Origin of the sequence: Bradyrhizobium sp. 190, assembly GCF_023073415.1 — a bacterium.
Taxonomy (GTDB): domain Bacteria; phylum Pseudomonadota; class Alphaproteobacteria; order Rhizobiales; family Xanthobacteraceae; genus Bradyrhizobium.
Genome location: NZ_JADPJL010000024.1, coordinates 193,898 through 216,801 on the forward strand (window position 1 = coordinate 193,898; position 22,904 = coordinate 216,801).

The 22,904-nt window shown below is 63.3% G+C and carries 30 protein-coding genes and 1 pseudogene; 7 read left to right on the forward strand and 24 right to left on the reverse strand.

The features are described 5' to 3' along the window. Nucleotides 1–66 precede the first annotated feature (66 nt). From IVB22_RS17245 to IVB22_RS17280, 8 genes are all read right to left on the reverse strand, one after another. Nucleotides 67–777, reverse strand: coding sequence for a TetR/AcrR family transcriptional regulator (locus IVB22_RS17245; RefSeq protein ID WP_247518499.1), 711 nt, complete (start codon nucleotides 775–777; stop codon nucleotides 67–69). A 109-nt stretch (nucleotides 778–886) separates the two neighbouring features. Continuing rightward, nucleotides 887–1,252, reverse strand: a complete 366-nt coding sequence (locus IVB22_RS17250; RefSeq protein WP_247518500.1) for a hypothetical protein — start codon at nucleotides 1,250–1,252, stop codon at nucleotides 887–889. Nucleotides 1,253–1,344: 92 nt separating this feature from the next. Then, on the reverse strand, nucleotides 1,345–1,998 hold the full coding sequence (locus tag IVB22_RS17255; protein ID WP_247518501.1) for a glutathione S-transferase family protein: 654 nt from the start codon (nucleotides 1,996–1,998) through the stop codon (nucleotides 1,345–1,347). 170 nt (nucleotides 1,999–2,168) lie between these two features. Beyond that, a complete protein-coding gene (locus IVB22_RS17260) occupies nucleotides 2,169–2,594 on the reverse strand; it encodes a YciI family protein (RefSeq protein ID WP_247518502.1) in 426 nt (141 codons plus the stop codon). 161 nt (nucleotides 2,595–2,755) lie between these two features. Continuing rightward, nucleotides 2,756–3,172 carry a YciI family protein gene (locus IVB22_RS17265; protein WP_247518503.1) on the reverse strand — a complete coding sequence of 139 codons (417 nt, stop codon included), beginning with the start codon at nucleotides 3,170–3,172 and terminating at the stop codon, nucleotides 2,756–2,758. Between the two features lie 216 nt (nucleotides 3,173–3,388). Then, entirely contained in the window at nucleotides 3,389–3,763 is a 375-nt protein-coding gene (locus IVB22_RS17270; protein ID WP_247518504.1) for a nuclear transport factor 2 family protein, read from the reverse strand. A 13-nt stretch (nucleotides 3,764–3,776) separates the two neighbouring features. Continuing rightward, nucleotides 3,777–4,430, reverse strand: a complete 654-nt coding sequence (locus IVB22_RS17275) for a glutathione S-transferase family protein (RefSeq protein ID WP_247518505.1) — start codon at nucleotides 4,428–4,430, stop codon at nucleotides 3,777–3,779. Between the two features lie 62 nt (nucleotides 4,431–4,492). Beyond that, nucleotides 4,493–5,044, reverse strand: coding sequence for a dihydrofolate reductase family protein (locus IVB22_RS17280; protein ID WP_247518506.1), 552 nt, complete (start codon nucleotides 5,042–5,044; stop codon nucleotides 4,493–4,495). Nucleotides 5,045–5,157: 113 nt separating this feature from the next. Between IVB22_RS17280 and IVB22_RS17285 the strand changes: the two genes are divergently transcribed. The 4 genes and pseudogenes from IVB22_RS17285 to IVB22_RS17300 all read left to right on the forward strand — a co-directional run bounded on the left by IVB22_RS17285 (nucleotide 5,158) and on the right by IVB22_RS17300 (nucleotide 7,441). Further along, nucleotides 5,158–5,655, forward strand: a complete 498-nt coding sequence (locus IVB22_RS17285) for a helix-turn-helix domain-containing protein (protein WP_247518507.1) — start codon at nucleotides 5,158–5,160, stop codon at nucleotides 5,653–5,655. A gap of 166 nt (nucleotides 5,656–5,821) precedes the next feature. Continuing rightward, on the forward strand, nucleotides 5,822–6,610 hold the full coding sequence (locus IVB22_RS17290) for an SDR family NAD(P)-dependent oxidoreductase (RefSeq protein WP_247518508.1): 789 nt from the start codon (nucleotides 5,822–5,824) through the stop codon (nucleotides 6,608–6,610). A 123-nt stretch (nucleotides 6,611–6,733) separates the two neighbouring features. Next, nucleotides 6,734–6,937 (forward strand): annotated as a pseudogene (locus IVB22_RS17295) (nicotinate-nucleotide--dimethylbenzimidazole phosphoribosyltransferase); the annotation flags it as partial. 66 nt (nucleotides 6,938–7,003) lie between these two features. Further along, a complete protein-coding gene (locus IVB22_RS17300; RefSeq protein WP_247518509.1) occupies nucleotides 7,004–7,441 on the forward strand; it encodes a hypothetical protein in 438 nt (145 codons plus the stop codon). Between the two features lie 102 nt (nucleotides 7,442–7,543). Here the strand turns inward: IVB22_RS17300 and IVB22_RS17305 are convergent, their stop codons facing one another. The 5 genes from IVB22_RS17305 to IVB22_RS17325 form a co-directional block, all read right to left on the reverse strand. Then, nucleotides 7,544–7,957, reverse strand: coding sequence for a VOC family protein (locus IVB22_RS17305; RefSeq protein WP_247518510.1), 414 nt, complete (start codon nucleotides 7,955–7,957; stop codon nucleotides 7,544–7,546). 36 nt (nucleotides 7,958–7,993) lie between these two features. After that, entirely contained in the window at nucleotides 7,994–8,530 is a 537-nt protein-coding gene (locus tag IVB22_RS17310; RefSeq protein WP_247518511.1) for an SRPBCC family protein, read from the reverse strand. Between the two features lie 37 nt (nucleotides 8,531–8,567). Further along, a complete protein-coding gene (locus tag IVB22_RS17315; RefSeq protein ID WP_247518512.1) occupies nucleotides 8,568–8,981 on the reverse strand; it encodes a DoxX family protein in 414 nt (137 codons plus the stop codon). Nucleotides 8,982–9,266: 285 nt separating this feature from the next. Beyond that, nucleotides 9,267–10,538, reverse strand: a complete 1,272-nt coding sequence (locus IVB22_RS17320; protein WP_247518513.1) for an RNA polymerase sigma factor — start codon at nucleotides 10,536–10,538, stop codon at nucleotides 9,267–9,269. Beyond that, nucleotides 10,535–10,903: a YciI family protein gene (locus IVB22_RS17325; RefSeq protein WP_247518514.1), complete on the reverse strand. Its 369-nt coding sequence runs from the start codon at nucleotides 10,901–10,903 to the stop codon at nucleotides 10,535–10,537. Before IVB22_RS17325 ends, IVB22_RS17320 begins: the two co-directional genes overlap by 4 nt. 476 nt (nucleotides 10,904–11,379) lie before the next feature. On the opposite strand from IVB22_RS17325, the gene IVB22_RS17330 reads away from it, so the two are divergent. After that, on the forward strand, nucleotides 11,380–12,345 hold the full coding sequence (locus IVB22_RS17330) for a glyoxylate/hydroxypyruvate reductase A (RefSeq protein WP_247518515.1): 966 nt from the start codon (nucleotides 11,380–11,382) through the stop codon (nucleotides 12,343–12,345). A gap of 135 nt (nucleotides 12,346–12,480) precedes the next feature. On the opposite strand, the gene IVB22_RS17335 is transcribed toward IVB22_RS17330, so the two are convergent. Next, on the reverse strand, nucleotides 12,481–13,140 hold the full coding sequence (locus IVB22_RS17335) for a TetR/AcrR family transcriptional regulator (protein WP_247518516.1): 660 nt from the start codon (nucleotides 13,138–13,140) through the stop codon (nucleotides 12,481–12,483). 108 nt (nucleotides 13,141–13,248) lie between these two features. Here IVB22_RS17335 and IVB22_RS17340 point away from each other — a divergent pair, with 108 nt between their 5' ends. Continuing rightward, nucleotides 13,249–13,893, forward strand: a complete 645-nt coding sequence (locus tag IVB22_RS17340; protein WP_247518517.1) for a glutathione binding-like protein — start codon at nucleotides 13,249–13,251, stop codon at nucleotides 13,891–13,893. Between the two features lie 96 nt (nucleotides 13,894–13,989). Here the strand turns inward: IVB22_RS17340 and IVB22_RS17345 are convergent, their stop codons facing one another. The 10 genes from IVB22_RS17345 to IVB22_RS17390 form a co-directional block, all read right to left on the reverse strand. Further along, entirely contained in the window at nucleotides 13,990–14,550 is a 561-nt protein-coding gene (locus IVB22_RS17345) for a TetR/AcrR family transcriptional regulator (protein WP_247518518.1), read from the reverse strand. 4 nt (nucleotides 14,551–14,554) lie between these two features. Next, nucleotides 14,555–15,022: a nuclear transport factor 2 family protein gene (locus tag IVB22_RS17350; protein ID WP_247518519.1), complete on the reverse strand. Its 468-nt coding sequence runs from the start codon at nucleotides 15,020–15,022 to the stop codon at nucleotides 14,555–14,557. 67 nt (nucleotides 15,023–15,089) lie between these two features. Next, nucleotides 15,090–15,545 carry a tol-pal system-associated acyl-CoA thioesterase gene (gene ybgC / locus IVB22_RS17355; protein WP_247518520.1) on the reverse strand — a complete coding sequence of 152 codons (456 nt, stop codon included), beginning with the start codon at nucleotides 15,543–15,545 and terminating at the stop codon, nucleotides 15,090–15,092. A gap of 76 nt (nucleotides 15,546–15,621) precedes the next feature. Continuing rightward, entirely contained in the window at nucleotides 15,622–16,533 is a 912-nt protein-coding gene (locus IVB22_RS17360) for a metallophosphoesterase (RefSeq protein WP_247518521.1), read from the reverse strand. A gap of 135 nt (nucleotides 16,534–16,668) precedes the next feature. Continuing rightward, nucleotides 16,669–16,986 carry a DUF6869 domain-containing protein gene (locus IVB22_RS17365; protein WP_247518522.1) on the reverse strand — a complete coding sequence of 106 codons (318 nt, stop codon included), beginning with the start codon at nucleotides 16,984–16,986 and terminating at the stop codon, nucleotides 16,669–16,671. A 116-nt stretch (nucleotides 16,987–17,102) separates the two neighbouring features. Then, nucleotides 17,103–18,152, reverse strand: a complete 1,050-nt coding sequence (ruvB, locus tag IVB22_RS17370; protein WP_247518523.1) for a Holliday junction branch migration DNA helicase RuvB — start codon at nucleotides 18,150–18,152, stop codon at nucleotides 17,103–17,105. Continuing rightward, nucleotides 18,149–18,568, reverse strand: a complete 420-nt coding sequence (locus IVB22_RS17375) for a cytidine deaminase (protein ID WP_247518524.1) — start codon at nucleotides 18,566–18,568, stop codon at nucleotides 18,149–18,151. Before IVB22_RS17375 ends, ruvB begins: the two co-directional genes overlap by 4 nt. A gap of 46 nt (nucleotides 18,569–18,614) precedes the next feature. Then, complete coding sequence (ruvA, locus tag IVB22_RS17380; protein WP_247518525.1) at nucleotides 18,615–19,232, reverse strand: Holliday junction branch migration protein RuvA; 618 nt, start codon at nucleotides 19,230–19,232, stop codon at nucleotides 18,615–18,617. Continuing rightward, complete coding sequence (ruvC, locus tag IVB22_RS17385; RefSeq protein WP_247518526.1) at nucleotides 19,229–19,756, reverse strand: crossover junction endodeoxyribonuclease RuvC; 528 nt, start codon at nucleotides 19,754–19,756, stop codon at nucleotides 19,229–19,231. Before ruvC ends, ruvA begins: the two co-directional genes overlap by 4 nt. A 230-nt stretch (nucleotides 19,757–19,986) precedes the next feature. Then, nucleotides 19,987–20,733 (reverse strand): YebC/PmpR family DNA-binding transcriptional regulator, encoded by a 747-nt coding sequence (locus tag IVB22_RS17390; protein WP_247518527.1) that lies wholly within the window; start codon nucleotides 20,731–20,733, stop codon nucleotides 19,987–19,989. A 201-nt stretch (nucleotides 20,734–20,934) separates the two neighbouring features. Here IVB22_RS17390 and IVB22_RS17395 point away from each other — a divergent pair, with 201 nt between their 5' ends. Continuing rightward, on the forward strand, nucleotides 20,935–22,704 hold the full coding sequence (locus tag IVB22_RS17395; RefSeq protein WP_247518528.1) for a methyl-accepting chemotaxis protein: 1,770 nt from the start codon (nucleotides 20,935–20,937) through the stop codon (nucleotides 22,702–22,704). Nucleotides 22,705–22,904: the final 200 nt, after the last annotated feature.

Here is a 22,904-nt window from a genome sequence, read left to right on the forward strand (position 1 = left end):
AACATTTACATACCTAAACCATCCCGCGTTTTTGTCAAGCGCGCGGCTCGCCGCACCTTCGAAAAATTATTTGGGGGTTCCCCAAGGACCGGCCGGCGGTACCGGCGGCGGACCCGGCGGCTTGGATTCCGGCCGGCGATCGGTCGGGAAGCCGAGGCCGCGCAGGTAGATCAGCACTTCGGCTTCCAGGAGTTCTTCCGGCGACATCGGCAGCTTGCGGCGCGCCGCATCGCCGCGGCCGAACAGCGAGGCCACGCCGTGCGACATCGACCAGATGTGCAGCGCCATCATCATCGCCGGCGGCCGCGGCATGCCGGGCGGTGCCATCGCCGCAAGCCGCTCGGCAGCGGCGCGGATGATGGCGAAAGCGCGCTCGCTGGCGGCCATCAATGTTGGGTTTGCATCGACGGGAAGGCCGGATTCGAACATCGCCGAGTAGAACGCGGGCTCGTTGCGGGCGAATGCCAGATAGGCCTTGCCGACGCGCTCGAACGCCGTAACCGTGTCCGGCCGGCCGTCGTCCCAGGCCTGCGTCAGCAGCGCCTCGAACTGCTCGAAACCGCGCTGGGCGATCGAGGACAACAATTCATCGCGATCGCGGAAATGGCGGTAGGGCGCGGCGGGGCTGACGCCGGCCATGCGGGCGGCGTCGGCAAAGGTGAAGCCGGCCGCGCCTTTCTCGGCGATCAGGCCGAGCGCCGCCTGCAGCAACGCCTCTTTCAGATTGCCGTGATGATAGCCGCGCTCGGTGCGGCGTTGTTCCTTGCGCCAGCTCATGTGAAAGGCTTTTACATGAGCCGGCTGAAAAGGTCACTTATTTTGAGGCCGTTAACGGGCGTTCATCATTAACGGCGTCAAATTCCGGGCGATTCTAGCTCGCCCCGGTCTAACCGCCCGGGATCGGGAGGACCGGCATGATCTCCACCCGCTCGCCGGGAAAGATCGCAAAGTGCGGGTGGTTCTCGAACATTTTCGCGGCGGCCTCATGTGAGCCGGCGCGCACCACCGTGAAGGCGCCCATCTCGTTGGCGATGTCAGCAATACCGTTTGAATCGATCTTCTTGGTCTTGCCGAGCGGGCCCCCCATGCCGACGATCGCCGCCTGGTGCTTTTCGACCCAAGCCTTCCACGCCGCTACCCCCTGCTGCTCCCTGGCGCGCCGCTCAGCCTCAGGCAGCGCATTCCAGGCCGCCATTTTCGCACCGGTCTTGCTGCCGAGAAAGACGGCGAGGAACGTATCGTTGGTGCTCATGAGGCTTCTCCTCTCTTGCGGTTGACGAATTGCGACAGGCTCCAGGGTCAGGACCCATAAACTCTCGGATAACGACTTCGAGCGGACCTCAATCAGCCGGTCGATGGTTTGCCTGTGTTGACCGCCAATTGAGCGTCGAAGGCACGCTTGTAGGCGGGCCGCGCTTCGCCGCGGGCCACATAGGCGAAGAGGTTCGGGTATTCGTCCAGCAAACCCGACGCTTTCAACCTGAGCAGCACCGACACCATCATCAGGTCGCCCGCGGTGAACGCGCCATCGAGCCAGTCGGCATCGCCAAGGCGACGGGAAAGTTGGCCCAGCCGGTCACGGACGCGATCCTCGACGAGAGGCATGCGTTGCGCGGACCAGAACTTGTCGCCCTCAAGGAGTTTGGCGTTTCCGAGTTCAAGGATCGGCGGCTCCACCGTGCTGAGCGCGGCGAACATCCATGTGATCGCGCGCGCCCGGGCATTCGCATCGTCCGGCAACAGGCCCGCATGGCGCTCCGCGATATGGAACACGATCGCCCCCGTCTCGAACAAGCCGAGATCGCCTTCTTCGTAGGTCGGAATCTGCCCGAAAGGATGAAGCGCCAGATGTGCGGGTTCCTTCATCGCCCCGAACGAAACAAGACGAACCTCGTAAGGTTGCCCCACTTCTTCCAGCGCCCAGCGAACGCGCGTATCACGCGCCAGTCCCTTGCCGCCATCGGGTGACCGTTCAAAGGCGGTAATGGTGATGGTCATCGTGAGGCACCTCCTTGGCCAAAATCATCGGCTGCGGGGCTGGCAAGCTATCAAGGCAAACTCACCGAGATTGAAGACGACCCCGTTTCATGTCCGGTTTGTCCGCATGGCAGACCTTTGCAAACTCAGGACTGAACGGCGTGCGGAGCACTGTTGCAGCGCCTCCAGACTCACCGCGCCTTGTGCGCATTTCCTTTCTGCAGCTCGTCGAAGCCTTTGGCTGCCTCTCGCACTTCCTCGGAGAAATCGGCCATCTCCTGCACCTGGCGGATCTCGATGACTTCGTTTTCGGAGGCCGGGCATTTTTTCGCCCAGGCGATTGCCTCCTCGCGCGACTTCACGTTGATCATCCAGTAGCCGCCGAGCACTTCCTTGGCCTCCGTGAAGGGACCGTCGGTGACGACAGGCTTGCCGGTGGCGAAGGACACCCGCGCGCCCGTCGACGGCGGATGCAGCCCGTCGAGCGCGATCAGCACGCCGGCGTCTTTGAGCGCCTCGTTGTATTTCATCATCGCCTTGACCCGTTCAGGATCGAGCTGGACGTCCGGCGGCGCGGTCTCATAGCCCAAGGGGATCATCAGCATCATGAATCGCATGGCGGTGCCCTTTGTTTCAAGTTGCCGTCGTTCCGGGGCTCGCCAAAGCGCGAGCCCGGAATCCATCGTCCCATGGATTCCGGGCTCATCGCTGCGCGATGCCCTCAGGTGCGTAATTGCGCACCGGGGAACGACGAGGGGGAGAGACAGATGTTACTTCTTCACTTCTTCGCGCCCTGTGCACGCAGCCGCTCTTCCTGCTCGCGCAGTTCGGGGGTGAGCGCTTCGCCGAAATCTTCCGCGGCAAACACCTGGCGGATTTCGATCTCGTCGCCATCGAGGAACGGGGCGCGCTTCATCCACTCGATCGCTTCATCCAGCGATTTGGTATTGATGAGCCAGAAACCCGCGACGAGATCGCTGGAGAGCGCGAACGGCCCGCGGCTGACACTGCCCTGCCCGCTGCCATACTTGACCCGTGCGCCCTTCGCGGTCGGATGCAGGCCCTCGCCCGCCTCCATCACGCCGCCCTTGACCAATTCCTCGTTGAACTTGCCCATCGCGGTCAGCAGTTCCGTGCTCGGCATCTGGCCTGCTTCCGAATCCTTGCTGGCCTTCACAATCACCATGAATCGCATCGTTATTCTCCGTTGTGATCTCTTTGGGCCGGCTACTGCGCTGGCCCTCGTCAACAAGACGAGCGAGCTTTTATGCCGCCGACATGTCAGTGGAAATTATTTTGCAGGTAATTTGGCCGGCTTCTGGACCTCACACGCGGCGGTTGCTGCGCTATCAGCCGCGGGGTCAACAGAATCAACGTTCCGGAGCCCGGCGCTCCAAGCCGGGCAGTTCGATCAAGCCGGCGGCGGCTGCTTCACGAACGCGCCATTGGCGTAAGCCGCGCCGAAATAGACGTCGATGCGTCTCACCTTGTCGCCCTCGAAGACGACGAACTCGGTATTGCGAAATGTGCTGCCGCCTTTGGCGACGCAACGATAGGTGACAAAGGCTTCATCGCCTTCGACGAAAATCCTCTCCAGTTCGTGCCGTTCGATCCAATCGCTGTTCTTCCAGCAGCGTTCGAAATAGGTCGGCTTGTCGATGGCATCGTCGTAGGGACTGGTGAAGCGGAAATCGTCGCTGAGCGCGTTCTCGACGAACGCGCGATCGTTGGCGAGATAGGCTGCGAAGATCCGGCGGATCGTCTCTGCCCTTTTTGCGTGAACCATTCAACGCTCCTTCCTAGCGCTCTTTGGGCACCATCTGGAAATAGGGCTCGGCCTCTTTGAGCACACGCGCGAATGAGGGACGCGCCTTTAACCGCTCGAGATAGGCCGCGAGATTCGTGTGCACGCCGCCGAATGGCTCGGCCATGTTGCCATAAAACAGCGACGGCGCCGCGGCGCAATCGGCGATAGAGAAATCGTCGCCCATCGCCCAGCCTCCGCGTGCCATCTGCTGCTCGATCATGGCGTAAGAGGTCCGTAGTTGCGCCCTCGCCTCTTCGACACCATGCGGATCCGTCTTGTCTGCGGGCCGCAACCGGTCGATCATGATCTTCTGCATCGGCAGATGCACATAGAGATCATAGAAGCGATCGCGCAGCCGTGTCTGCAACGCGCGGCCGGCATCATCAGGAATGAACCGCGTCCGTCCGCCGTAGTTCCGGTCGAGATACTCGATGATGATGCTCGATTCCGGAACGATCTCGTTCTGGCCGTCGTCTTGCAGCACCGGAAACTTGCCGATCCCCCACAGCTTCACCAGCGCGGCGCGCTCGGCGGGATTGCCGAGGTCGACCAGGTTCGGCGTGAACGGAATGTCGTTCTCGTACAGCGCAATCAGCGCCTTCCAGCAATACGAGGCCAGCGGGTGGAAATGCAGGGTAAGCGACATGGAAAAACTCCCGGTGTAACAAGACGGCCCGCATTCGCGCGCGCCGACATTTGAGCCAAGGATTATTTTGGCGCCGCCGGCACGTAGCGCAGGATCACGATGCCGGTCGACAATGGCCGGCTGTCGATCAGCTTCAGCCTGACCTTCTCGCCCGGCTTGAACAGCGGCGTGCCGCCGCCGAGAATGACCGGGTTCACGGCGATGCGGAACTCATCGATCAGGCCGTGCGGGATCAGGCTGCCGGCGAGATCCGCACTGCCGAACAGGAAAAGATCCTTGGCGCTGTCGCGTTTCAGCCTGGCGACGGTCTCGGGGACGTCAGCGCTGAACATCTGCGTGTTGTTCCAATCGGATTTTTTCACCGTGCGGGAGAAAACGTATTTCGGCGCGGCATTCATGAAATCGGCGACTTCGCCGGTCGCGCTCGGCCAATGATTTGCCATCAGCTCATAGGTGACACGGCCGAACAGCAATCCGCCGGCGGCGTTCAGCTGCTGGATCGACAATTGCTCCAGTTCCTCGCCCCAGACGTCGGAATGCCAGGAAATATCCCGGTTCGGACCTTCGACGAAACCATCCAGCGTCATCAGATTCCACATGATCAACTTCGCCATCGTGCATCTCCCTAAACTGCTTGCGATTTGCAACTGGTTGTATCCTGAGGCAACTGGTGCAATATTGCAAGCAGTTTTTTTGAAGGCGCCTGGCCGCCCGTTTGGAACCGAACATGACTGACATCAGCCGTTCCGGCTGCCCGATCAATCTCTCGCTGGAAGTGCTCGGCGACAAATGGAGCCTGCTCATCATCCGCGACATGATGTTCGGCAACCGGCGGCATTTTCGCGAGCTGCTGACGAAGTCCGAGGAAGGCATCTCCTCCAACATCCTCGCCGACCGGCTGAAGACGCTGCTCGACGAGGGGATCATCACCCGCGAGGACGATCCCACGCACAAGCAGAAGGGAATCTATTCGCTGACCGAACAGGGCATCGAGCTGTTGCCGGTTCTCGCGCAGATGGCGGCCTGGGGTTACAGATATCTTCCCGTCAGCGAGGAGCTCGGCATCCGTGCGCGGCTGCTCAGCGAGGGCGGGCCGAAACTATGGGCGGAGTTCATGGATGAATTGCGCGAGAACCATCTCGGCCTGAAGCGGCGCAAGCGAGCCGGCCCGTCGGTCGGCGAGCGATTGCAGGCGGCTTACGAAAGCGTCGTGAACCGAAAGTGACTTTTCAGCCCCCGCAAGAACACGGAAGAGTTCAGCGGCGCATTCTTGCCTGTTCGACGCCGGACTGCCCGCGCTAGCCATGAATTCCACTGCATTGTCGCCGGGACATGGGCCAGGGCTTGGGTTATAGGAGCGGGAAATCCTTCTCTCGCAAACGGACCCGCTTATGCCCCCCTCCCCGCAAAAAGTTGCTCTCGTCACCGGCGCCGCGCGCGGCATCGGGCTGGCGACGGCCAAACGGTTTCTCGCCGAGGGCTGGCAGGTGGCGCTGCTCGACATCGAAGGCGAGTTGCTCGACCGCGCGGTCGCTGGCCTTGAGAACCCCAGCAACACGCTGGCGCTGCATTGCGATGTCTCCGACGCCGCGGCGGTGGCGACCGCCATGGCCACCGTGAGCCGCCGCTTCGGCCGGCTCGACGCGCTGGTCAACAATGCCGGCATCGCGGTGTTCGCGCCGTTGCTCGATACTTCCGATGAAGACTGGAGCCGCATCCTGGCGGTCAACCTCACCGGGCCGTTTATGTGTACCAAGGCGGCGGCGCCCTTGATGCGCGAACATGGCGGCGGCGCGATCGTCAACATCACGTCGATCTCGGCGGTGCGCGCGTCCACGCTGCGCTCGGCCTACGGCACCAGCAAAGCCGGGCTCGCGCATCTCACAAAACAGCTCGCGGTCGAACTGGCCTCCCTCGGCATTCGCGTCAACGCCGTGGCGCCAGGCCCGGTCGAAACCGCGATGGCGAAGCAGGTCCATACGCCGGAGATCCGCGCCGACTATCACGACGCCATTCCCCTGAATCGTTACGGCCTCGAGGAGGAGTTGGCGGAAGCGATCTTCTTCCTGTGCAGCGATCGCTCGAGCTACATCACCGGGCAGGTCCTCGCCGTCGACGGCGGTTTTGATGCCGCCGGCATCGGACTGCCGACGCTGCGCGGCCAGCGGCGGAACGGGTAACGCTGCTTCCTCTCTCCGCTCGGGAGTGTGGCAATGAAAGCGCGGCAAATAAAAAATTGCTGGAGCAATATCGGTTCCGGTTGGCTCAGACCCGAAGCTCCAGGCTCTTGATCTGACGCGCTTTGCCGCGCCGGCTACGTCTCGGCGGAATCCGGCCACCGCGATCTCTTGCGCGAACTGAAGCCGGTTCCACTGCTCGACCTGAACATGCGGCTCGGCGAAGCGTCAGGCGCTGCTGTGGCGATCCTGCCGGCGCGCGCCGCGCTCGCCTGTCACGCCGGGATGGCAACGTTCACCGAGGCCGGCGTCTCCGGCGCGGACGCTTGACGAAACCTTGCCACATATGTCTGCGTAACTGCCTCAGGGCAGACAATGCTGACGAAGGAGCCGCGCATGCGAATAGCGGTCGTCAAGGTAGTCGTTGTCGCCGCCGCGTTGTTCGCGGCGATCGGCCCTGTGCGGGCCGAGATACGCATTCTCGCCAGCCCCGGCGGACAAGTCGGTCCATTTATCGAGCTGTTCGATCGCGTGAACGCCTCCGGCGAGCGGGTGGTGATCGATGGGCCCTGCCTGTCGGCCTGCACGCTGGTGCTGATGATGGTGCCGACCGAGCGCATCTGCGTGACGCGCCGCGCGGTGCTCGGATTTCACGCCGCGCGCTCGATCGACCGCCGCGGCCGGATATACGCCGAACCGGAAGCCTCGCGGGATGTGGAGGCAGCCTATCCGGCGCCGGTGCGGGACTGGATCGGCCGCCGCGGCGGATTGACGTCGCGGCTATTGCTGCTGCGCGGGCGCGAACTCGCCGCGATCTATCCGCGGTGCCGATAGGATCGTAGGGTGGGCAAAGGCGCTCTTGCGCCGTGCCCACCAATCCTTGCGCCGATCGGAATGGTGGGCACGCTTCGCTTTGCCCACCCTACGAGTCTCGCACTACATATCTTCCTTCGGGCAATTCACCATCCAGGGAATGCCGAACTTGTCGACGCACATGCCGAAGCCGTTGGAGAAGAAGGTCTTGCCGAACGGCATCCGCACCGTGCCACCCTCAGCCAGTCCGTTGAACCGACGCTCGGCCTCCGCGGGATCCTCGACCTGCAACGAGACGGCAAAGCCCTGCGGCGGATGGTAATCGCCGGGCGTGGCATCGGAGGCCATCAGCACCTCGCCGTCGATCGTAATGCTCGCATGCATGAGCTTGTTCTTCCAATCCGGCGGCACCGGCATGTCGGGCGGTCCGCCCTCATAAGGAAACATCGCCCCGATCTGGGCGCCGAGCACCTTTTCATAATACTTCAGCGCTTCTTGGCAGTTTCCGTTGTAGAACAGATAGGGATTGACCTGCATCGCTGGCTCCTTGGGTACTGGAATTCGAGTAACGAGTTATTTCTCGGTGAGCTTCTTCAGATTGGCGAGACCGGCTTCGAAATCCTTTCCGATCATGTTGTCCAGATTCATGAAGACCTGGATCAGCCTGGTCACGAAGCGCGCGGGACCATGCATCAGCCATGTGACATGGGTGCCATCGCCCTGCGGCAGCATTGTGAACTCGGCGGTGTTGTGGCCTTCGAACGGCGTGAAGAAATCGAGCTTGATGACGATCTTTTGCGGTGCGGAGGCTTCGAGAATTTCCATGCGGCCGGAACCGACATTCTTGTCGCCGTCCCAGGCATAGACCGCGCCCTTGCCGCGCTCCGCACCGCTATACGTGCGCTTCATCGCCGGGTCCTTGTTTTCGTACGGCGACCAGCTTCTCCACTGGTGAAAATCGTTGATCAATGGAAAGATCCCTTCCGGCGGCGCCTTGATGCTGACCGCGCGCTGCACGCGCAGGATATCCGGCTTGGTCGCGGCAAGAACGAGGACCGCGGCGATGGCAATCGCCAATATGACGGCGATGATGACAATGACTTCAAACATGACTGGCTCCGCATTCGTGAACGATCGTTGAAGCACATCAGCGACGGAAGGGGATCAGGCTGCGCAGGTTATTGTCGCGCAGCCACAGCCCGCCCCACACCATCAGGCCGAGATAAAGCCCGAACAGCGTGTGCGTGAACAGAGGGCTTCCGATCCGCACATGCGAGGCCATGGCGCCGCCGAGATAACCGGTGAGCAGGATCGCGCCGAGGATCGAGGTCGGCGGGATCGAATAGAGCACGGTGCAGACGATGGTGATGGCGCCGAGGCCGCGCATCAGCGCATCGTTCGAACCATAGCCCATCCTGTCCATGGTTTCCGTGACGACCGGCCACGGCACCAGCTTGATGGCGCCGTCGATCATCAGGAACGCGATGACGAGGCCGGAGAGGATGCGGCCGGTCCAGCGTGCGGGCTTGGAGGCTGGATGGGTTTCCGCGATGACAGTCATGATTGATCCCCGTGGTCTTGAATGGCTGTTCGATTTCAAGACGGACGGGAGGAATGGAAACCGACAGGGGAGAGCGAAATTTTTCGCGCCGTGACGGCGGGTCCCTTCCCTTCTCCCCTTGTGGGAGAAGGTGGATCGACGGCGCGAAGCGCCGGAGAGCCGGATGAGGGGTCTCTCTCCGCGAATGAATCTCTCGCATTGGTACTCGCGGAGAGAACCCCTCATCCGGCGCTTCGCGCCACCTTCTCCCACAAGGGGAGAAGGGAAGAAAGCAAAGGGGAGAAACTACTTCCCCGCTTTTTTGCCGCGGGGCTGGCTGTCGCGCTGCAGGCGGTCGAGGTGCATGCGGATGTGGGCGGCTTCGGCCGAGGTGTTTGCCAGCGCAATGGCGCGGTCGAAGGCCGTGCGGGCTTCGTCATTGCGGCCGAGTTGCATCAGGAAGGCGCCGCGCACGCCGAAGAAATGAAAATAGTTCGACAGCCGCGGCGCCAGCGGCTCGATCATATCGAGCCCGGCCTGCGGGCCCTTCACCTTCGACGCTGCAACCGCGCGGTTCAGCGTTACCACCGGCGACGGCTGCATGATCTCGAGCGCGCCATAGAGCAGGTCGATCTGGGTCCAGTCGGTATCTTCGGGTTTTTCGGCGCGGGCGTGCAGCGCGGCGATTGCGGCCTGCACTTGATAAGGCCCGCTGCGGCGATGGCGCATCGCCTTGTCGATCAGCGCCAGCCCCTCGGCGATGAGAGACTTATTCCATAGCGAGCGGTCCTGATCGTCGAGCAGGATCACCGCGCCATCGGCGTCGAACCGCGCCGCAGCGCGCGCATGCTGGATCAACAGCAGCGCGGTCAGCCCCATGATCTCGGGCTCGCTCTGGAACAGCCGCAGCAACAGCCGCGCCAGGCGGATCGCCTCCTCGCACAAGGGGCTGCGAATCTCCGCGGTATCGCCCGAGGCCGAATAGCCCTCGTTGAAGATCAGGTAGATCATGGCGGCGACGGAGGTGAGGCGTTCGGAGCGCTCCATTGCGCCCGGCGTTTCGAACGGCACGTCGGCGTCCGCCACGCGTGCCTTGGCCCGCGTGATGCGCTGCTCCATCGCGGCTTCCGAGACCAGGAAGGCGCGCGCGATCTGCTTGACCGTCAGGCCTGAGACGATGCGCAGCGCGAGCGCGATCTGCTGCGTCGCCGGCAGGTCCGGATGGCAGCAGATGAACAGAAGCCGCAGGATGTCGTCGCGATAGTGCGAACCGTCGAGCCGCTCGGCGAGCTGCTCCTCGGCATCGTCGAGATCGGAGATCGCGTCTTCCTCGGGCAGCGGCTGCTGCTTCTTGCCCCGCCTGATATCGTCGATCGCGACGTTGCGGCCGACCATGATCAGCCAGGCCGCGGGATCGCGCGGCGGGCCGTTCTGCGGCCAGCTCTTCAGCGCACGGAGGCAGGCGTTCTGAAACGCCTCCTCGGCGGTGTCGAGATTGCGAAAATAGCGCAGCAACGCGCCGACCGCCTGGGGGCGAGCCGAGGTCAGCGCGGCATCGATCCAGGCGGCGTCCGTCACGGCTGCACACTCCCAGGCCTGAACTGGCCGACGGGCCGGATCTCATAGGCGCCGCCGGGATTGGCCGCGCCGAGGTCACGGGCGACGTCGAGCGCTTCGTCGAGATCCTTGCAATCGACGACATAGAAGCCGAGCAATTGCTCCTTGGTTTCGGCATAGGGGCCGTCGAGCACCAGCGGCGGATCGTCCTTGCGCAGCGTGGTCGCTGCCGTGGTCGGCAGCAGCCGTGCGACCGGGCCGAGCCGGCCCTGTTTGGTCAGCTTGTCCTGCACGACGGCAAGTTTCTGCATGACCGCGGCGTCCTGTTCCCTGGTCCAGGAACCGACGGTGTCTTCGTCGTGATAGCAAAGGATGGCGTAAAGCATGGGGGCTAAGCATCTCCGTTGTCTTGATGACGAACGATTATGCCCTTAGCCGACAGGTGCGTCGAAGAAATTTTGGACTGTTCCGTCTCCGGTCAGGGACCGACGATCGGAGGCGGTGGCGGATTGAAGTGCCGGTAGGTGTGGACGATCGCCATGGAACAAAGGCTGCACACACAGAGAATGAGAATGATACACCTGACCGTTTTCATCTGACGGCCTCAACTCTCGTCCTGCCAAAGTCGCCGTGACTGTCCTGGGAGGCCAGCGCCGCCCAGGACATCACCGCTACGATGACGATTTTACGCATTACCAATAGACGCCATACTTGGCGGCGATCCGGCACGCCTTCTGCTCGTCGGTCTCGATCAATTTGCGCACGTGAAGGGCCTCCCTTGTTGGATGAAAGGAGGCTAGAGAAGCAGGTCGATCCGTTATGTGAGACGGGTCACGCGAAGTAGCCTGCGAAAGGAATGGCAATGAGCAAAGGTGCGCTTGCGCTGCTGGTGCATGGCGGGAGTGAAAACTGGTCGCCGCGGCGCTGGAAGAGCCGGTTCGACGAGGTCTGCCCGGACCGCCGCGTGCTGTTATTGCCGGATGCCTCGTTCGATCCGGCGGAAGTGTATTACGCCGCGGTGTGGAAGCCGCATCCGGGCGAACTCGCCGCCTTTCCCAATCTGCGCGTCATCTTCAATCTTGGTGCTGGCGTCGATGCGCTGATGGCCGATCGTTCATTGCCTGACGTGCCGCTGGTGCGCGTGGCCGTCACCGACCTCACCGCGCGGATGACCGAGTACGTGGTGCTGCATGTGCTGATGCACCACCGGCAGGAGCCTTACTTGCGCCAGTCGCAGCGCGAAAAGCGCTGGGCGCCGAAATCGCAATGGGCGGCGGGCGCGGTTACGGTCGGCATCATGGGGCTCGGCACGCTCGGCGCTGACGCAGCCGATGCGCTCAAGCGCCTGGGCTTTCGCGTCGCGGGCTGGAGCCGGAGCCCGAAGACGATCGACGGCATCGATTGCTTTCACGGCGAGCAGCAGTTCGAAGCGTTCCTGCGGCGGACCGACATCCTGGTCTGCCTTTTGCCGCTGACGCCGGAGACACGGCACATTCTCAACCGCACGCTGTTTGAGAAGCTGAATCGCAGCAGTCCGCTCGGCGCACCGGTGCTGATCAATGCCGGCCGCGGGGCCTTGCAGAACGAAGCCGACATCCTGCAATGCCTCGACGACGGCACGCTCAGCGGCGCCTCGCTCGACGTCTACGCCACCGAACCACTGCCCGCGGACAGCCCGTTCTGGATCCATCCGAAGGTGGTGCTGACCCCGCATAACGCCGCCGACACCGATCCCGATGAAATATCGAAATATGTCGCGCGCCTGATCGCGCGCTTCGAGGCCGGCGGCGCGCTGGAAAACGTGGTGGACCGCAACCGGGGGTATTAGGATTCTATCGTCGTCCCTGCGAAAGCAGGGACCCATAGCGACCGGCCGTTGTTGTTGCGAACGCAACTGGACGCGGCGCTAAATCGAGAAGCCGCGGCGTATGGGTCCCTGCGTTCGCAGGGACGACGCGGAAGTTTATCTTGCCGTCCCGACCATCACGTCGATTGCGCCATTGACGATCGCCTCCAGCTCCTTGCGCGGCATCCGCGCGCGGGCACGGATCGCGATGGTATGAATGGTGGCGGAGGCAAGTTGCGCCAGCACGATCGCGTCGGCGCTCTCCGGTAGCTCGCCCTTCTCCTTGGCGCGCCGGAAACAGGCCGCAAAGGCCTTGTCTAGTTCGACGAAACCTTCCAGCACCATAGCGCGGATATCGGGATCGTGCACCGCCTCGGAGGCCGCGGTCATGACCGTGAAGCAGCCGCGCGGACCGGATTCGCCGGACAGGTAGATGTCGAGCGCCACTGCATAGATGCGTTCCAGGCGCTTTCGGATCGGTAGCTCGTCACGGAAGACGTTGCCCATCGCGACCCGCGCATCCTCGCGATAGCGCCGATAGCTCTTGATGAAAAGCTCGCGCTTGTCGCCGAACGCCCCGTAGAGGCTTGGCCGATTCATGCCGGTGGCGGCGGAGAGATCGTCGAGCGACGTCGCCGCGAATCCATCCTTGCGAAACAGATCGAGCGCCTTGCCCAATGCCACGTCCGGCTCATAGGCGCGCGGGCGGCCCCGGCGCTTGGGCGGGACCGGGGCGTCGATCTTGGTGACAGGCGGCTTTTTATTTTTTTGTACCATTTCGCAATAAATTCCTTGACCGGCCTTATATTATGCGGAACAGTATAAAAATCAATCCCGCCGCCCTAAGCGCCGGCCCCGATTGATCAACCGCCAAGGAGGCAAACCATGGATCTTTATTTCTCGCCGCTCGCCTGCTCGCTGGCGACCCGGATCGCGCTCTATGAAGCCGGCGCTGAGGCCAACTATCTCGAAGTCGATCCCAAGACCAAGGTGGTGCAGAAGGACGGCTCGGATTTCCGCGCCGTCAACCCGCTCGGGCTGGTGCCGACGCTGCGCACCGACGACGGCACGGTGCTGACGGAGAACGCGGCGATCCTGCAATATGTCGCGGACCGTTTTCCAAACGCCGGCATCTCAGCCGCATCTGCAGAGGAGCGCAGCCGCCTGCATCAATGGCTCTGCTTCATCGGCACCGAACTGCACAAGGCGCTGTTCGTGCCGCTGCTCGACAAGACGGCGCCGGCCGAGGCGAAGACCTACGCGTTGACCAAAAACCTGTCGCGGCTGGACTATCTCGAGAACTATCTGAAGGGCCGCGAATTCCTGCTCGATCACTTCAGCGTGGCGGATGCCTATCTCGTCACCATCATCAACTGGACGATGGCGACGCCGCCGGTCGAACTGGCGAAATGGCCGAACGTGAAGGCCTATTATGAGCGCCTGCGCGCGCGGCCGAGCATCGCCAAGGCGTCCGCCGAGGAGTTCGAACTGTACAAGGCCGAACTCGCCCGCCACAAGGCGGCGGCGTAAGGCGTTAGCCCGTAGCCCGGATGGAGCGCAGCGCAATCCGGGAACCATCGACTAAACGTGCCGTGTTGTTCCGGATTGCGCTGCGCTCCATCCGGGCTACGGCGCCAGCAAGCGAGCCGTCAGATCGCTCAACGCCCGGCGAAATATCCCGGCATCGTTGCGCGCCCGCGCCAGCACCAGCGCGCCCTGGATGGTCAACAACGCATCTTCCGCGCGCCGCTGCGCCTGGCTCCTGCTTAATCCGGATCGCCGCAAAAGCGACGCCAGCGCAACCTGCCAGCGCGCAAAATAATCATCGACGCTGGTGGCAAAGGTGTCGCGCGCCGCCCCGAGCGCGACCATGCCGACCAGACAGACGCGATCGCCGGAATGAAAATACTGGTCGACGCCCGCGATCATCGCGGCGACCCCGCGCGCGGGATCGGAGGCCTCGCGCAACGGCGCATAAATGTTGAGCTCGAACCAGCCGTCGATGTCGGCCAGCACCTCGGTGGCCATCTGCTCCTTGCCGCCGGGGAAGAGGTGATAGAGGCTGCCCTTGCCGAGCCCGGTGGCCTCCGTAATCAACGTCAGCGAGGCCCCCTCATAGCCATGCGCGCGAAACACCTCGCCGAGCGCGCGCAATACTTCCTTGCGCTCGACGCCCTTTTTCAGCATGGCGTCACAGCGGGTTCTCGCTTAAGCCCGCGACATCGGCCGGGCGCGGCCCGGGGGCCGGCCAGTGGAAGCGTCGCTCGCTTTCCTTGATGGCGATATCGTTGATGCTGGCCTCGCGCCGCCGCATCAGGCCGTGCTCGTCGAACTCCCACTGCTCGTTGCCGTAGGAGCGATGCCACTGCCCGGCATCGTCGTGCCATTCATACTGGAAGCGCACGGCGATGCGGTTTTGATCGAACGCCCAGAGGTCCTTTATCAGGCGATAGTCGTACTCCCCAGCCCATTTCCGCGTGAGGAATTCGACGATCGCATCGCGCCCCTGGAAGAATTCGGCGCGGTTACGCCAGCGGCTGTCCTCGGTATAGGCCAGCGACACCCGTACCGGGTCGCGCGAATTCCAGGCATCTTCCGCCATGCGCGCCTTCTGGGCGGCGGTTTCACGGGTAAAAGGCGGCAGCGGCGGACGCGACATGAGATTTCTCCGGGATGGCGATCCCCGGGACATTGTACCGATCGGTACAGAGAGTCAATCCGAAGAATCAGTCCGGCGCCAGATCGGCCTTCATCAACAGCCGCAGCGATTTCGGTATTGGCTGCGCTTTGCCCTCGCAGATGAAGGCGACGCGCACCGCGGCCTTGACCAGCACCTCGTCGCCGCGCCGCACCTCCTGCGCCAGCGTGATCGAGGCGCCCTTCACCGCGACCGGCCATGTCACGACGTCAAGCACGTCGTCCATGCGTGCGGGGCGCAGAAAATCGAGCTGCATCGAGCGCACCACGAAGGCAAAGCCCGGCGTCTCCTCCTGCGCCTGCTCGAACAGCGAATGCTGCGACGCGCCCATCAGGCGGAGATGATTGGTGCGCCCGCGCTCCATGAAGCGCAGGTAATTGGCGTGATAGACGATGCCGGAAAAATCGGTGTCCTCGTAATAGACGCGGACCTGCATGTGATGGCGGCCGTCACGGATCTCGCCGTCGAGAATGGGTGATGTCACTTGCGGTCCCTGATCGCGCTGGAAAGCAGTGGTTTTGCGCAAAATCAGCCCGGCACGCAAGCGCAGCGAGGTTCCGCTACGCCACCGCCGGCCGCGCCGCGCCGAGCGTCACCAGCACGATTTCCGGGGGGACGCCGAGACGGAACGGCATGATGCTGCAGCCGAGGCCGCCGGAGACGACGACGTCGCAGTTCATGCGGGTGTGGCCATAGGCCAGTTGCTGCCCGGACGGCGAAATCGGCGACCAGCCCAGCATGCGGACTTGGCCGCCATGGGTATGTCCGGAGAGCTGCAGCGCCACGCGCGAGGGCACGCGCCGGGCGATGTCCGGCTCATGCGCCATCAGAACGACGGGGGCATCGTCGGTGATTTTCGCAAGCGTCGCGCCGAGATCGTCGACGCCGATGCGCTTGAGCGGCCTGAAGCGGCGCGCTGGCACATAGGCAAGCTGGTCGCCGAGACCGGCCAGCCAGAACGAATGGCCGTTCTTGCTGAGCTTCCTGGCGTCGTTCTCATACACAGGGATGCCGGCGGCCTCCAGCGCGCGGCCTGCGGACGGCAAGCCCTGCCCGTGGCGCTGCACTTCCTTGTCTTCCCACCAATCGTGATTGCCGAGCACGGCGTGCACGCCGAGCGGCGCCTTCAGGCCGGCCATCACCCGCGCCCATTCGGCATCGGGAATGAAGCGTGTCACCTTGCGATGACCGGCGACATAGTCGCCGAGCATGACGACGATGTCCGGCTTGAGCGCATTGGTGCGTTCGACGATCTCCTGGATATGATCGAGCGACATCCAGGGATCGCAGGCGTGGAGGTCGGCGATCGCAGCGATCCTGAGCTTGAGACCCGCCGGCCATTGCGGCGGTGAGATGTTGTACCGAACGACGCGAAGCCGCAGGACCGGCGCACTGAATCCGTAAGCGGTGGTCGAGACGCCCAGCGCGCCCAATCCACCCATGGCTTTCAGAAAATGACGGCGAGTTAACATGTGATCCAATCGTGATGCATCGCAAACATGGTGGCGGATTGAGCCCGAATTGCGGTGGGTTTGTGCAGAGCGTCAGCAGAGCTCCAGCAGCTTCTCACCAGCGGTTCTGTCCTACCAGCGCATCCAGACGCGCCTTCAACTCGTCGGGCGCGCGGTAATATCAGACGCCGCCGAGCAGACATGAAAGCGTTTGTTGATTGCGGCTTCGCGCTCGATGCGGTCGATGGTTTCCATGCTGATGACGTCATCGAGCGGACCGGCGGCGAGCAGCGACAGCATCACCGGGTTGGCCTCGATCTTAAGGATCTCGACGATGAGGTCGATTGCCCTGTCGGGGTACTCCTCCCGCAGATCGCGCTCGTAGCCCATCATGGCGAAGAAATTGTCATCGCGGTCGCGCTCGGATTTTGAGTATTGCTCGACCCAGGCGAGCGCCGCGATGAGAGCCAGCATGTCAGCGTCTCCAGTCGATCCCATCGTTATTGCACTCCACGGCAAGCAGACCCAGCGCGGAAGCGCGCCTGGCATTTGCCCTTAGTGCATTGCTGGAATGATCGGGTTCGAAGCGATCAATCGTCGTTGTCGCCGTTGCCGAAAAGCCCGAACTGCGCGGGATCGCGGGCGGGCTCGGCGAGGCCGAGATGCCGGAAGGCGTGCGAGGTCAGGAGCCTGCCGCGCGGGGTGCGCTGCAGATAGCCGCACTGGATCAGGAACGGCTCGATGATGTCCTCGATGGCGTCGCGCGGCTCCGACAGCGCCGCCGCCATGGTCTCGACGCCGACCGGCCCGCCGCCGTAGTTCAGCGCGATCGTCGTGAGATAGCGCCGGTCCATGGCATCCAGGCCTGCGGCATCGACCTCCAGCGCGCTCAGCGCGTGGTCGGCGATGGCGCGGTCGATGGAGCTTGCGTCCGCGGCGGAAGCAAAATCGCGCACCCGGCGCAGCAGCCGTCCGGCAATACGTGGCGTGCCGCGCGCACGGCGCGCGATCTCGTTGGCGCCGTCGGGCGTCATGCCGATATTGAGCACGCGGGCGCCGCGGGTGACGATCTTCTCCAGCTCTTCCTCGGTGTAGAAATTCAAACGCACCGGAATGCCAAAGCGGTCGCGCAGCGGATTGGTCAAAAGGCCTGCGCGCGTGGTGGCGCCGACGAGCGTGAATTTCGCGAGTTCAATCTTGACCGAACGCGCCGCCGGTCCCTCGCCGATGATGAGGTCGAGCTGAAAGTCTTCCATCGCGGGATAGAGCACTTCCTCGACCGCCGGGCTGAGGCGATGGATTTCGTCGATGAACAGGACGTCGCGCTCTTCGAGATTAGTGAGCAGCGCGGCGAGATCGCCGGCCTTTGCAATGACGGGACCGGACGTGGCGCGAAAGCCGACGCCGAGCTCGCGCGCGACGATCTGCGCCAGAGTGGTCTTGCCGAGGCCCGGAGGACCGACAAACAGCACATGATCCAGCGCCTCGCCCCGCTTGCGCGCGGCCTCGATGAAGATCGAGAGATTTTTGCGCGCCTGCGCCTGCCCGACGAACTCGGACAGCAATTGCGGACGCAGCGCGGTGTCGCCGACATCGTCGGAACGGCGCTCGGGGGTGACGATGCGGGAGGGCGTGTTCACTCGGTGCCCCGCTTGTACTTGTTCGGCAAGAGTTCGCCGATGCTCACGACTTTCGGCTCACGACCGCCGTCGGGAACGATGACCTGCGCGTTCGCGTCGTAGTCGTGGATCAGCTCGCGACAGATACCGCAGGGTGAGACCACCGCGATCCTGCCGGGCTCACCGGGCTTGGGGTGACGCACGGCGACGATGGTTTCGATACCGTGGTCGCCGTTTTCGGTGATGGCACGGCCGATGGCGATCGCTTCGGCACAGACCGCGATCCGGCCGATATAGGCGTCGATGTTCACGCCAGTAACGATACGGCCGTCGCGGGTGCGCATGGCGGCGCCGACCTCCTGCCAGTCGTCGCGATAGCGTCGGCTGATGGCTTCGGTGGCGATGGCAATCAGCTCCTCGTCCTTGATGCTCAGCATGGTAGAGAATGCGTTCCTTCGTCAGTCGGGGCCAGCCGATGGCAGTCTATTTCGACAATTCCTTCAAGCCCAGCCGGATCAATTGCGCGGTCTCCGCCTTTTCGCCCGCGCTGCGCGAGGCGGCGGCGATGGCGGCTGCCGCCTGCGGCTGGCCGTAGCCGAGATTGACCAGCGCCGAGATCGCGTCGGTGACCGGCCGCGGCGCGCGATGATCGTCGACCGCGCCGGCAAGATGCACCACAGCGGGATCGACATTGGCGAACGCCGGTGCCTTGTCCTTCAATTCGCTGACGATGCGCTCGGCGACTTTGGGCCCGACACCCGGCGTACGCGATACCGCGGCCCTGTCGCGTAGCGCAATCGCATTGGCGAGTTCGGCCGGCGGCAGCGTCGAGAGCACGGCGAGTGCTACCTTGGCGCCGACACCCTGCACGGTCTGCAGCAAGCGAAACCATTCGCGCTCGGTATCGGTGCGGAAGCCGAACAGTTTTATCTGGTCCTCGCGGACATAGGTTTCGATCGACAGCACCGCAACCTCGCCGGGCGACGGCAGCGCCTGCAGCGTGCGCGAGGAGCAATGCACCTGATAGCCGACGCCGCCGACGTCGAGAATCACATAATCCTCGCCGTAGGAATCGATCAGGCCTTTGAGCTTGCCGATCATAGGCTCGCCACCTTGAGCCGCAGCGCGGCGCCCTGGCGGTGATGGGCGTGCGTGATCGCAATCGCCAGCGCGTCGGCAGCGTCGGCGGATTTCGGCTCGGCTTTCGGCAGTAGTATTTTCAGCATGACCGCGATCTGGTTCTTGTCGGCGTGGCCGGCGCCGACCACGGTCTTCTTCACCTGATTGGGCGCATATTCCGCAACCGATATGCCGAACATCGCGGGCGCCAGCATGGCGACGCCGCGGGCCTGGCCGAGTTTTAGCGTGGCGACGCCGTCCTTGTTCACAAATGTCTGTTCGACCGCAGCCTCCGCCGGCCTGAAATCGCCGAGGACGGTGGCGAGCCCCTCATGGATTGCCAGTAGGCGGCTGGCCAGCGGCAGATCGTCCGGCGGCTCCACCGAGCCGCAGCCGATGAAGACGAGACGGTTGCCCTCGGTCTCGATCACGCCCCAGCCGGTGCGGCGCAGGCCGGGGTCGATGCCGATGATCCGGACGGGTTGGCGAATCGGTGGGGATGTCATGGCGTAGTGATAACGCCAGAGGCGGGTGAACGAAACATAAAGAGAACGGAAATCCCCGCGAAAGCGGGCTGCCTCCCAATCGCTGGCAAGCCGCGATCACCGAACCATCGTCGTCCCTGCGAAAGCAGGGACCCATAGCCACCGGCGGTTAATGGGCGAAAGGCGTCTGCCACCCTGCCATAATCGATAGATCACGCGGTATGGGTCCCTGCTTTCGCAGGGACGACAGATCACCCGCCCATCCTGGCGACCAGTGCGTCGGAAATCTCGAAATTGGCGTAGACGTTCTGGACGTCGTCGTGCTCGTTCAACAAATCCATCAGCTTCAACAGCTTCTCGCCGGTCTCGTCGTCGACCGCGATGGTGTTCTGCGGCTTCCAGGTCAGCGCCGCCTTGCGGGCTTCGCCGAATTTCGCTTCCAGCGCCTTCGCAACCTCGCGAAAGGTTTCCTGGGAGGCGTAGATCTCGTGGCCGCTTTCGCTTGAGACCACGTCGTCGGCGCCGGCCTCGATCGCCGCATCCAGCATCGCATCGTCCGAGGCTTTGCTGGCGTCATATTCGATGATGCCGGTGCGGTCGAACATGAAGGCGACCGAGCCGGTCTCACCGAGATTGCCGCCGGACTTGGCGAAGAAGGATCGGATGTCGGACGCGGCGCGGTTGCGGTTGTCCGTCAGCGCCTCGACGATCACGGCGACCCCGCCGGGACCGTAGCCCTCGTAGCGGATTTCGTCGTAGCTCTCGCTTTCGCCGCCGGTCGCCTTCTTGATGGCGCGCTCGATATTGTCTTTCGGCATGTTCTCCTGACGGGCCGCGATCACGGCCGCGCGCAGCCGCGGGTTCATGGCCGGATCCGGGGTTCCGAGCTTGGCCGCGACAGTGATTTCCCGCGCCAGCTTGCCGAACAGTTTCGACTTCTGGGCATCCTGCTTGCCCTTGCGGTGCATGATGTTCTTGAACTGGGAATGGCCGGCCATGCAGGTCTCTTGGATTCGTCCGGAGGAGATGTGGGGTGAAAGCGCGGCGTTATAGGCCGGCAATCGGGCAAAATCAAAGATTTGCGGCCGATTCGGCTACTAAAGTAGCGACCCTCTGCCGGAATATCAGGCAGTTGTTAACCATGATTTCATGCTCGGATGAGAGGATTTCGCACCAGTCCTCAACTTTTAAGAGACGTCATGGCATTCGGTTTGTTCAAAAAGCAGGTGCCGGAAACGGCTGCGCCTGCCGCGCAAGCCAAGGTTCCGCAGGCCCCGGCCGCGGCTGAGGCCGTCAGCACCGAGGACGATTCGGCCAAGGCAATCCTTGAACTGCTGGAACTCGAGCTTGGCGCGATGATCCGCCAGCTCGAGCGCGCGGCCAATTCGGTCGCCGGCGGTGCCGAGGCGACGGCTGCGACGCTGTCCACCATCCGCCAGCGCACCGACGCCCTGACGAACCGAACCAGCGCCGCACAGGGCACCGCGACGACCTTTTCGCAGGCCGCCGACAAGTTCACCCAGTCGGCGCAGGGGATCGGCTCGCAGGTCCGCGACGCCGGCAAGCTCGCCGACCAGGCCAGCGACGCCGCCCGCGAAGCCAGCGCCAATGTGGATCGGCTGCGCGAATCGTCGGCGGCGATCGGTAATGTCGTCAACCTGATCGCGCAGATCGCACGGCAGACCACGCTGCTGGCGCTCAATTCCACCATCGAGGCCGCACGCGCCGGCGAAGCCGGGCGCGGCTTCGCGGTGGTCGCCACCGAGGTGAAGGCGCTCGCGGTGCAGACCCAGAACGCGACTGAAGAGATCACCAAGAAGATCGAGGCGCTGCAGCGCGACGCCGCGGGCTCGGTCGACGCCGTGCATCGCATCTCGCAGGCGATCGAAGCGATCCGTCCGGTGTTCGACAACGTCAACGGCGCGGTTGCCGAGCAGAGCGCGACGACTTGCGAAATGGCCGACAATGCGGCTTCCGCCTCCAGTTTCATCGGTTCGGTCGGCGACAGCGCCACCGAGATCGATCATGCGACCAAGGAAGCCGAGGCCCATGGCGAAAGCGTCGCCAAGGCCGGACGGGCGGTCACCAATTTTGCGCAGAAGCTCAAGGCGCGTTGCGCGGTGCTGTTGCGGCAGGGAGAAAAAGAAGGCGACCGCAAGGAGCGCCGCAAGGACGAAAGGCTGCCCTGCAGCCTCAAGATCGAAATTGCCGCCCCGCGCGGGGCGATATCAGCACCGGTCTACGAAATTTCCATGGGTGGCATTCTGGTCAGCGGGGCAGACGCGGAAGCGCTGGCGCAGGGCCAGAGCTTCAACGCGACGCTGCAGGATATCGGCGCCTGCCGGATTCGCATCGTCCAGCGATCGAAGGCCGGCACGCACGCGCAGTTCGAAAGGCCGGACGCGGCGCTGATCGAGAAGATCGAAGACAAATTATGGTCGATCCAGGACGACAATACCGAAGCCGTCACCCGCGCGATGGAAGCCGGCGCGGCGCTAAAGAAGATTTTTGAGAACGGCGTCGACAGCGGCGCCATCTCGATGGAAGACATGTTCGACACCAACTATGTCGAGATCGCAGGCAGTAATCCGGTGCAGTACCGCACCAAAATCCTGGACTGGGCAGATCGCGCGCTGCCGCCGTTTCAGGAAGCGTTCCTGGCCAAGGACAAGCGGATGGCATTCTGCGCCATGATCGACACCAACGGTTACCTGCCGGTGCACAACAAGATCTATTCGCACCCGCAGCGGCCGGGCGACGTCACTTGGAACACCGCCAACAGCCGCAACCGCCGCATCTTCAACGATGCGGCAGGCCTTGCCGCCGGGCGCAACCAGCGCGCCTATCTGATCCAGAGCTACGCCCGCGACATGGGCAACGGTAACACGGTGATGATGCGCGAGATCGACGTGCCGATCCGCGTCAAAGGCCGCCACTGGGGCGGCTTCCGCACCGCCTACCGGCTTTAGAGCGCGATGACTTTTCTTCGAAAAATCATCCCGCTCTATCTCTTTATTTGTGCATGATCTTTTCGGAAATCCGGTGCCCACTTTTCCGGATCAAGCACTAGTGCGCTCTCAGGCAAGACGCCTAGGCGCGAATCACGTTCTAGACTTGGAATTGGAATGCGATCGCCGCGGTGGGCCGATCATCGGCTCTGACTGGAGAA

Excerpts from the sequence above, each read along its gene's own strand:
- IVB22_RS17360 (WP_247518521.1), bottom strand. The coding sequence starts at position 16,533 with ATGTTAACTCGCCGTCATTTTCTGAAAGCCATGGGTGGATTGGGCGCG.
- IVB22_RS17350 (WP_247518519.1), bottom strand. The coding sequence starts at position 15,022 with ATGTCGCGTCCGCCGCTGCCGCCTTTTACCCGTGAAACCGCCGCCCAG.
- IVB22_RS17250 (WP_247518500.1), bottom strand. The coding sequence starts at position 1,252 with ATGAGCACCAACGATACGTTCCTCGCCGTCTTTCTCGGCAGCAAGACC.
- IVB22_RS17245 (WP_247518499.1), bottom strand. The coding sequence starts at position 777 with ATGAGCTGGCGCAAGGAACAACGCCGCACCGAGCGCGGCTATCATCAC.
- IVB22_RS17280 (WP_247518506.1), bottom strand. The coding sequence starts at position 5,044 with ATGGCGAAGTTGATCATGTGGAATCTGATGACGCTGGATGGTTTCGTC.
- IVB22_RS17395 (WP_247518528.1), top strand. The coding sequence starts at position 20,935 with ATGGCATTCGGTTTGTTCAAAAAGCAGGTGCCGGAAACGGCTGCGCCT.
- IVB22_RS17270 (WP_247518504.1), bottom strand. The coding sequence starts at position 3,763 with ATGGTTCACGCAAAAAGGGCAGAGACGATCCGCCGGATCTTCGCAGCC.
- IVB22_RS17315 (WP_247518512.1), bottom strand. The coding sequence starts at position 8,981 with ATGACTGTCATCGCGGAAACCCATCCAGCCTCCAAGCCCGCACGCTGG.
- IVB22_RS17305 (WP_247518510.1), bottom strand. The coding sequence starts at position 7,957 with ATGCAGGTCAATCCCTATCTGTTCTACAACGGAAACTGCCAAGAAGCG.
- IVB22_RS17265 (WP_247518503.1), bottom strand. The coding sequence starts at position 3,172 with ATGCGATTCATGGTGATTGTGAAGGCCAGCAAGGATTCGGAAGCAGGC.
- IVB22_RS17375 (WP_247518524.1), bottom strand. The coding sequence starts at position 18,568 with ATGCTGAGCATCAAGGACGAGGAGCTGATTGCCATCGCCACCGAAGCC.
- ruvC (WP_247518526.1), bottom strand. The coding sequence starts at position 19,756 with ATGACATCCCCACCGATTCGCCAACCCGTCCGGATCATCGGCATCGAC.
- IVB22_RS17325 (WP_247518514.1), bottom strand. The coding sequence starts at position 10,903 with ATGCTTTACGCCATCCTTTGCTATCACGACGAAGACACCGTCGGTTCC.
- IVB22_RS17330 (WP_247518515.1), top strand. The coding sequence starts at position 11,380 with ATGAGCAAAGGTGCGCTTGCGCTGCTGGTGCATGGCGGGAGTGAAAAC.
- ruvA (WP_247518525.1), bottom strand. The coding sequence starts at position 19,232 with ATGATCGGCAAGCTCAAAGGCCTGATCGATTCCTACGGCGAGGATTAT.
- IVB22_RS17255 (WP_247518501.1), bottom strand. The coding sequence starts at position 1,998 with ATGACCATCACCATTACCGCCTTTGAACGGTCACCCGATGGCGGCAAG.
- IVB22_RS17365 (WP_247518522.1), bottom strand. The coding sequence starts at position 16,986 with ATGCTGGCTCTCATCGCGGCGCTCGCCTGGGTCGAGCAATACTCAAAA.
- IVB22_RS17335 (WP_247518516.1), bottom strand. The coding sequence starts at position 13,140 with ATGGTACAAAAAAATAAAAAGCCGCCTGTCACCAAGATCGACGCCCCG.
- IVB22_RS17285 (WP_247518507.1), top strand. The coding sequence starts at position 5,158 with ATGACTGACATCAGCCGTTCCGGCTGCCCGATCAATCTCTCGCTGGAA.
- IVB22_RS17275 (WP_247518505.1), bottom strand. The coding sequence starts at position 4,430 with ATGTCGCTTACCCTGCATTTCCACCCGCTGGCCTCGTATTGCTGGAAG.
- IVB22_RS17290 (WP_247518508.1), top strand. The coding sequence starts at position 5,822 with ATGCCCCCCTCCCCGCAAAAAGTTGCTCTCGTCACCGGCGCCGCGCGC.
- IVB22_RS17260 (WP_247518502.1), bottom strand. The coding sequence starts at position 2,594 with ATGCGATTCATGATGCTGATGATCCCCTTGGGCTATGAGACCGCGCCG.
- IVB22_RS17390 (WP_247518527.1), bottom strand. The coding sequence starts at position 20,733 with ATGGCCGGCCATTCCCAGTTCAAGAACATCATGCACCGCAAGGGCAAG.
- IVB22_RS17340 (WP_247518517.1), top strand. The coding sequence starts at position 13,249 with ATGGATCTTTATTTCTCGCCGCTCGCCTGCTCGCTGGCGACCCGGATC.
- IVB22_RS17310 (WP_247518511.1), bottom strand. The coding sequence starts at position 8,530 with ATGTTTGAAGTCATTGTCATCATCGCCGTCATATTGGCGATTGCCATC.
- IVB22_RS17345 (WP_247518518.1), bottom strand. The coding sequence starts at position 14,550 with ATGCTGAAAAAGGGCGTCGAGCGCAAGGAAGTATTGCGCGCGCTCGGC.
- IVB22_RS17300 (WP_247518509.1), top strand. The coding sequence starts at position 7,004 with ATGCGAATAGCGGTCGTCAAGGTAGTCGTTGTCGCCGCCGCGTTGTTC.